This is a genomic window from Flavobacterium columnare NBRC 100251 = ATCC 23463, assembly GCF_002530675.1.
In the GTDB taxonomy this organism is placed as follows: Bacteria; Bacteroidota; Bacteroidia; order Flavobacteriales; family Flavobacteriaceae; genus Flavobacterium; species Flavobacterium columnare.
The window spans coordinates 1-6,993 of sequence record NZ_PCMX01000059.1 but is presented as its reverse complement, the minus strand read 5'-3'; the positions used below and the strand labels follow the sequence as shown (position 1 = coordinate 6,993).

Annotated in this window: 9 protein-coding genes and 2 pseudogenes; 2 read left to right on the top strand and 9 right to left on the bottom strand. The window is 31.1% G+C overall.

All coding sequences use genetic code 11. The features are described 5' to 3' along the window. Positions 1-55 precede the first annotated feature (55 nt). Positions 56-370 (top strand): annotated as a pseudogene (locus B0A78_RS08660) (transposase); the annotation flags it as partial. 233 nt (positions 371-603) lie between these two features. Here B0A78_RS08660 and B0A78_RS08655 read toward each other — a convergent pair. Beyond that, positions 604-1,434 (bottom strand): Abi family protein, encoded by an 831-nt coding sequence (locus B0A78_RS08655; protein ID WP_146917308.1) that lies wholly within the window; start codon positions 1,432-1,434, stop codon positions 604-606. Between the two features lie 297 nt (positions 1,435-1,731). On the opposite strand from B0A78_RS08655, the pseudogene B0A78_RS08650 reads away from it, so the two are divergent. After that, positions 1,732-2,118 (top strand): annotated as a pseudogene (locus B0A78_RS08650) (transposase); the annotation flags it as partial. Positions 2,119-2,582: 464 nt separating this feature from the next. Here B0A78_RS08650 and B0A78_RS15025 read toward each other — a convergent pair. From B0A78_RS15025 to B0A78_RS08615, 8 genes are all read right to left on the bottom strand, one after another. Then, positions 2,583-2,861 (bottom strand): YdeI/OmpD-associated family protein, encoded by a 279-nt coding sequence (locus tag B0A78_RS15025; RefSeq protein ID WP_307725310.1) that lies wholly within the window; start codon positions 2,859-2,861, stop codon positions 2,583-2,585. A 14-nt stretch (positions 2,862-2,875) separates the two neighbouring features. Next, entirely contained in the window at positions 2,876-3,163 is a 288-nt protein-coding gene (locus B0A78_RS15020; RefSeq protein ID WP_307725311.1) for a YdeI/OmpD-associated family protein, read from the bottom strand. Between the two features lie 3 nt (positions 3,164-3,166). Next, complete coding sequence (locus B0A78_RS08640; RefSeq protein WP_014165500.1) at positions 3,167-3,559, bottom strand: RidA family protein; 393 nt, start codon at positions 3,557-3,559, stop codon at positions 3,167-3,169. Between the two features lie 86 nt (positions 3,560-3,645). Beyond that, complete coding sequence (locus B0A78_RS08635) at positions 3,646-4,338, bottom strand: helix-turn-helix transcriptional regulator (RefSeq protein WP_014165499.1); 693 nt, start codon at positions 4,336-4,338, stop codon at positions 3,646-3,648. A gap of 66 nt (positions 4,339-4,404) precedes the next feature. After that, positions 4,405-5,133 carry a DUF4184 family protein gene (locus B0A78_RS08630; protein WP_041253216.1) on the bottom strand — a complete coding sequence of 243 codons (729 nt, stop codon included), beginning with the start codon at positions 5,131-5,133 and terminating at the stop codon, positions 4,405-4,407. A gap of 189 nt (positions 5,134-5,322) precedes the next feature. Then, positions 5,323-5,571, bottom strand: coding sequence for a hypothetical protein (locus B0A78_RS08625; RefSeq protein WP_097609582.1), 249 nt, complete (start codon positions 5,569-5,571; stop codon positions 5,323-5,325). A gap of 3 nt (positions 5,572-5,574) precedes the next feature. After that, positions 5,575-6,435, bottom strand: coding sequence for a hypothetical protein (locus tag B0A78_RS08620; RefSeq protein WP_097609581.1), 861 nt, complete (start codon positions 6,433-6,435; stop codon positions 5,575-5,577). Positions 6,436-6,439: 4 nt separating this feature from the next. After that, positions 6,440-6,859, bottom strand: coding sequence for a hypothetical protein (locus tag B0A78_RS08615; RefSeq protein ID WP_097609580.1), 420 nt, complete (start codon positions 6,857-6,859; stop codon positions 6,440-6,442). Positions 6,860-6,993: the final 134 nt, after the last annotated feature.

Sequence of the window (6,993 nt, the reverse complement as noted above, 5' to 3'; positions counted from 1 at the left end):
AACAAGAGAAATTTAAAATTATTGATTGGAATTCTTTAGTTTTGAATGTAGCTAATTGAGGGAAGTTTACAAACGCTATAAAGAAAACGCACAATTATATCGAAAACGACAGGAGATAAACGAACACATTTTTGGTACAATCAAACGCCAGTGGGGATACAATCATACCAATTTAATAGGACTTGAAAAAGTAAACGGTGAACATAGCTTGATTATGCTAGTGTACAACATCAAGCGTACCATAAATATCCTTGGAGTCCCTGATTTAATAGCAAAAATTAAAGCTTGGAACTCACCTTACAAGACAAAGGACTTTTTTTTTGATAAAAACGACCTATTTAAACTTCTTTTTAGCGTTTGTATTTTTTGAAACACCTCAAAATAAGTTCAAAAATAGCATTGCTTAAAACAAAGTTATGTCAGTTTGGTGGGATGAATTGTATTCAAAAAAGAGGTTTTTTCACAGCCTGACGTCCCGTGGCTTTTCGAGGCGGCGAGCTTCGGAACCGATTATTTTCTGTTAAAGATAAAATTTTTTGCGAAATGTAAACGTGAATTTACTACAAAATTCGCAATCTTGCCAAATGCCTGTTAGCCGTTGTATTATTTCCACAAAGGTTGTTCTTTCCAATTTTCAGGAAATCCCATTTCAGAAACGTTTATGAATGGATTTTCATCTAGTAGTTCAATAATTTTTTCTTTAGCAGTGTGACCTTTAGAAACTTTATTTAATACGAAAATTATGCAAGATAAACAGTGATATAAAGAATTAACATTATCAGGAATTTCGATAAAGCTAAATTCTGTTTTATGTAAACTTTTTGGAGGAAAGTCAATATTTCTATTCCATAAACGACTATGATGAGCTATAATATTTCGGATTGTATTGAAAGACTGTAACCAACTTTTTAAAAAGCTATAATTAGGTAAATTAAATTCTTTTGCAATTCTATCTTTAGCAGTAACATCATTTTTTAAATTACTATAGAGTTTTGAGAGACATCCAAATGAAATGACTTCCAGGGTTTTGTATGCAGGAGGTCTGTGTTCATAACCATAGTTGTCATAATGAGTTCTGATGAATATTTCTTTCGTTCTATTTAATTCTTTATCAATATCTTCAAGTGATTCTTCAAAATATTTTTTTGTAAAGAATATATTTTCATCTTCAAACCACCATTGATCTTTTTCTATTGATAAATAATAAATCATTTTAGTTCGAAGGGCAATTTCAATTCGTTCTAGAGCATCAAATATTATTAATCTTAATTTTCTATCAAAAGTATATAGATCAATAACACTTTCAAAAGTTGTATTAGGTTTAAATTTATGATTGTTTTTGTCTATTTGAAACTCCCACCAAAATCCTTGTAATCTAAAATAGCTTATGTTTTTAAGAAATTCTTTTGCAGTATCAGAATCTTTAATAATCATTTCACGATCACGAAGTTGTTCAATTTGTTTATCAAAGGAAATGATTTTTTTAGGATAATCCTTTTTTATCAGCCATATATACAAAAAAAAAGACTCGCCTGGGTACGCGTTACAATTAAGTAATGAAGCGTGGCGAGTTCGATTGGTACAAAATTAATACATTTTTTATTAAATCCAAATATTTTCGTCGTTATTTTAAATATAACGGCTAACGTCAGTCTGTGAAAAAACACAGAAACCTCACCAAATATAGCTAAAATAGTTTGTTAAAAAAGGGGAATTTTCGTATTTTTAAAAATGCAGCATATCCAAGGGATTTCCCGTAATCAGTTACAGGCATCGAGTTTAGAAGACAAAATTACTTCTGAAAACCCAGTTCGATTCATAGATGCTTTTGTTGAACACATAGACCTTCAAAAAGTAGGATTTACAGCAGTGATTTTAAAAAAAGAAGGTCGTCCAAGTTTCAATATCCAAGTGTTTCTTAAAATCTATTTATACGGTTATTTGAATGGTATTCGCAGCTCCAGAAAACTAGAAAAAGAGTGTATTCGTAATATTGAAATGCAATGGTTGTTAGAAGATATTCGTCCTAATTATCACAGTATTTCTGATTTTAGAAAAGACAATCCCAAAGCATTGAAGCAACTCTTTAAACTGTTTGTTTCTTTTTTGAAAGATGCCAGTGGGGTTATAATCATACCAATTTAATAGGACTTGAAAAAGTAAACGGAGAACATAGCTTAATTATGTTAGTTTACAACATCAAGCAGCGTACCATAAATATCCTTGGAGTTCTTGATTTAATAGCAAAAATCAAAGCTTGGAACTCACCTTACAAGACAAAGGACTTGTTTTTGATAAAAACGACTTATTTAAACCTGTTTATAGGCTTTATATTTTTTGAAACACCTCAAAATAAGTTCAAAAATAGCATTGTTTAAAATAAAGTTATGTCAGTTTGGTGGGATGAATTGTATTCAAAAAAGAGGTTTTTTCACAGCCTGACGGTTTAGGGCTTTGCGAAGGTGGGGAAATCGAAGCACAAATGTTCAAATTAACACAAATGTTTAATAGAATTCCCAATGTTCAAATTTAGTACAAATGCCCCACTTTTGCAAAACCCCTGTTAGGCGTATGTGCCTTTTCTATCGCAAGTGTTTCGGTTTTTGATTTTGCTCTGCACTTTCTATAATTTCTGTTATTCGTTTTTGTCTTGTTTCCGTTGTATTTGCAAAAACAAGCCAAGATAAAATTATCTTTCTTACTGATTTACTTAAACTCAAAAAATATTCTTTTACATTAGGTTTTTCAATAAATGCTTCTTCCAAGTCTGCTGGAATAATCAATTCTTCAACCTCGTCTAAAATTGTCCAAGAACCATTTTGTTTCGCTGTTTCAATAATAGCTAAACCTGATTCAGTCATTAAGCCTTGTTCAATTAGTCGTTCAATTTTTTCTTTGTTGATTTTCGACCAAGTGCTTTGGGTTTTCTTTTGCTAAAAAATTGGTGTGAAGTTTCTTTGTCAATTGAAATTTTCTTGCTGTCTATCCAACCAAAACAAAGGGCTTCATCAACTGCATCGCTCCAGGTAATAGATTTTATTTCTGATTTTTTGTTGTAAAAGACAAGCCAAACAGCTTGCTTTGAAAGATGGTTTTCTTGTAACCATTTTCTCCACATTGTTTGGCTTGTCGGATAAAATATTTCTATTTCTTTTTTCTGCATTTTCTATTTTACGGCAGTTGCTTCAAGTTCTACTGTTAATGTTGCAAAAAGTCCTTTCACTTCAAGCAATGTAGTAGCTTGTTGAATGCCGTGTTTCATAATGAAGGGCACATAAACATCCATACAAGTTGTGAAAAATTCATTAGTGTTTGTCGTGTAAACATTTAACCTTACAATGTTTTTGCATTCATATCCCGATTCACTTATAAGTTGCTCTAAATTTGTGATTGTCTGAATTAACTGACTTCGCATATCAGCACTACTTGGAACTCCGTTAGCATCAATTGCTACTTGTCCTGAACAATAAAGCGTTCCTTCTGGTTGCTTCACTTCTACGGCTTGTACTGAATTTGTGTTTTTGCCCCAAGCCCAAGGGTCGAATGTTGTTTTTTGCATTTTACTATTTTTTAATTGTTTGTCATTATTGACATTGCAAAAGTAAAATGGTCGTATGACAGCCTTATGTCAGGGGTCAAAATGTATTAGTAAAATTTATCAAAATATTCTTGTAAGGTCATTTTATGTTGTTCAAATTTTTCTGTTAGCACTTGTAATTTTGTAATTCTGTCCAAACGGAAATACCTAAATTCTTTGCGTAAACGACACCAAGCAATTAGTAACCAATTTTCTGTTGTACTGATTAAAGCAAATGGCTCAACTGTCCTGCTTGTAGTTTCGTCCTGTTCGTTTTTATAGTCAATTTTAATTAGTTGAAAGTTTGTAAGTGCTTGTTGTAATTGAGAAATATTGTCGCTGTTTCTTTCTCTGTTTATGTTTTGTTCAAATCGAGTTCTGTCGGCAAGCAAATTGGCTTTGTCTTTTTCTGATTGTCGTAATACTGCTTTAATTTTGTCAATAGCTTCGGTGTAATCTTTAATAAATGAAGTGTCTTTGTTCTTTAATACCAATTGTTCTGCAAGTATTAAAGCGTTGGCTTGACTTTCAGAAAACATCACTGGTGGAATTTTGTAGCCCTCCATTAACGTGTAACCCTTTCCGTCCTCAGTTAAAATTGGAACTCCTGCTTGTTCTAATGCTCTTATGTCACGGTAAATTGTCCTAATACTTACATTGAATTTGTCGGCAAGACTTGTCGCAGTTAAAAGCCGTTTTGTTTGCAGTTGTGTTAAAATTGCAGTCAGTCGTGAAAGTCGTTTTGTATCGTTGTCGCTCATTTTTTTGTCTGACTGTCAATGTTTACAGAGTCTCGTGGCATTACGCCAAACGTGTGTTACCACCAGTTATTCTTCTTTCGTCCTTGTCAGCCACGGTGTTATTGTTAATGAAATTAGTCCTGCGGAAATAGCTGTCACAATTACGTTACCGTATTGTTTAAAGTCAAGTCCGCTTAAAAGTCTTATCGAAATAATTGTCAAAGTTAGACTTGCTAAAATTGTCCAATATTTCAATTTTATGTTTTCCTTTTCAGTCTTGTTTGTCGGCAGTTTATAAATAGCAAAAGCAATTACAAGTCCACCGAGAATAGTCGAAGAATGTTGCAATATCTTTAAGATTGGAATTTGTCCACCTAAAAAGTCAACCGAGTTTTGCAATGCTGGAATTGTCTGAACGAAATAGCCGTGGTCGTGAGTAAAACTGTCCCAAAAAATGTGAGAAGCAGCACCGATTAGAATTGAAATAGTCACTACGAACCAGTTTCTTTTGAAGTATTCGTTCCAGTCAAACTGTCTAAATGCCGAAAATCTTGATTTTAAAATTGTCGGCAAGTTGTCGAATAAACTGTCTCGAACAATGTTGTGAAAAATGAAAGCAAGCAACAGTCCTAATGGTAAGTCGAACCAAAAAAGTCCGTCAATTGTGTGGCTGTAATTGCTCTTAATTCTCATTCTTAAAAAGTATTCAAAGTCTGGAGTCAAACTGCCGATTACAAGTCCACTCAACGAAAACCATTGTCGAGGCAAAAATGTCAACGGTAAAACTATGGCTGGGTGTGAAAATGTAAATGGCATTTCTTTTTATCTGTTAGTTATTTGTTTCGCTGTCGTCTTTTATAATTGGTGGTAACGTTCCGGCGCTTGGCGAGGTTGGGGATTTGGTTAGCCAAAACTATCGATTTACAACTAAACTTGCAAGTACAAAACCAACTTTAAGTTTAGCCCAAAACCCCCAATCTTGCCAAACGCTTGTTAGCAGAAGATTTATATATCATCCATTAATTTAGTTAATCTCTCAATTAAATTATAGATACTTTTTTCTTTTTTATACAAAGGGAATTCAGCTCCACGATGGAGTGAATTTGAAATTCCATCTTTTTTTGCTTGTATTCTTAACACATCTGCATTTGGCCAATTTTTAAGATTACTTCTTTTTTGTTTTTCTACATATGTTATTCTAATGTTCTCTAATTCAATATAAATATTGCCTTTAGAGTCTTTTTTTGTATTCATTTTTTAGTTGTTAATTAGTATGTAAGGCAAATTGAATAATGTTGGAAAATATCTGTTTGTTTTATTAAATTTATGGTCAAACTCAAATAAGTGATGATATCTATAAAAATAATCATCAGTAAAACCTACAAAATCATCAAAATCACAAGCTAAATTTTCATAATATTTAAGTTCTTCTTCCGTTGTAAAAATTTCTGAAAATTTATTTAATTTATATAAATATTCACAATTATGAGAGCTTTTGTATAATAATTTATTTAATTTTAAATTTGAACTTATGCTATCTATTTTTTTACAAATTACTCTCTTGTTAGGATTGTATTTTGAGGAAATATCGCCCGTGCGAATATCTCTTTTTATAAATTTAATTATTACATTTTTGTAAGTTTCAATAATGTACTCACTATCATAATATACAAATTTCATTTCTCCTACTATATTAGCATTTGAATCTGTTTTTATATTAAATGTAGATGTATTGATATTTAAGTTTATGATAGTATCTCTCTTGAAATCTAAAAAATAGGTTTCTGTTTTTTTGTTATCCAAATCTAACTTTGAGAACTGCCATTTTCCATTTTTTTTGTCATCAACAATTTCTCCATTTGATAAATATTGAGAACCTTTTTCAATTTGACTTTTAAACTTCCATATACCACAAGCCTTGTTTTCTTTGTAAAAGCCTGTGATAGATAGAATATTATTGCTAAAGTATTCAAATTTTCCATTTTTAATTCTTTCTAAATTGTCATTTTCATAATACTCATATATTATTTTTTCAGATTCAGAATCATATTTGTGAATTTTAATTTCTTGAGAGAAATTTAAAAAAGGTAATAAAATAAGTAATAGTGATTTTTTCATAATTTTAATCTAATAATCCAAAAGGTTCAACTTCAACAATTATTTCACCATTAGCATTTATTTGCGCATTATATTTTATGTTGATTGATTCAGGTGAGTATTTCTTCATTTCAAAAAGATCTATTCCTGCTTTTGAAAGTTCATTTAAATCCTCCATTGTATATGGAAAACCCTCTAATGATGCTTCACACTCACATTTTTGGATTTCTTCATTAATATTTTCAGTTCTAATGTTATTTAAAACCATAGTTGAATCCATTCTTTCCATCACTTTGGTAGAGTCTTCAAACATCGACAAAGAATTTAATCTTTGTTCTTTAATAATATCCATAACCGTTTGTTTTACTTCAAAAGATTCACATTTTGGGACTTCCTTTCCGCAAGAAATAATTAATAATGGTGCAATTAAAAGTGTTTTTTTCATTATAGTTTTTACTTTAAAAACCTACTTTCAGTTTTCTTTTGGTCGCTGTTTCGGCATTTCCGACCGTCAGCAAAAGATTTTTAGTTTTTTTCGTAGTTTTTTAGCCCGAACGTTGCTCAAAATTTTCTGCTAAC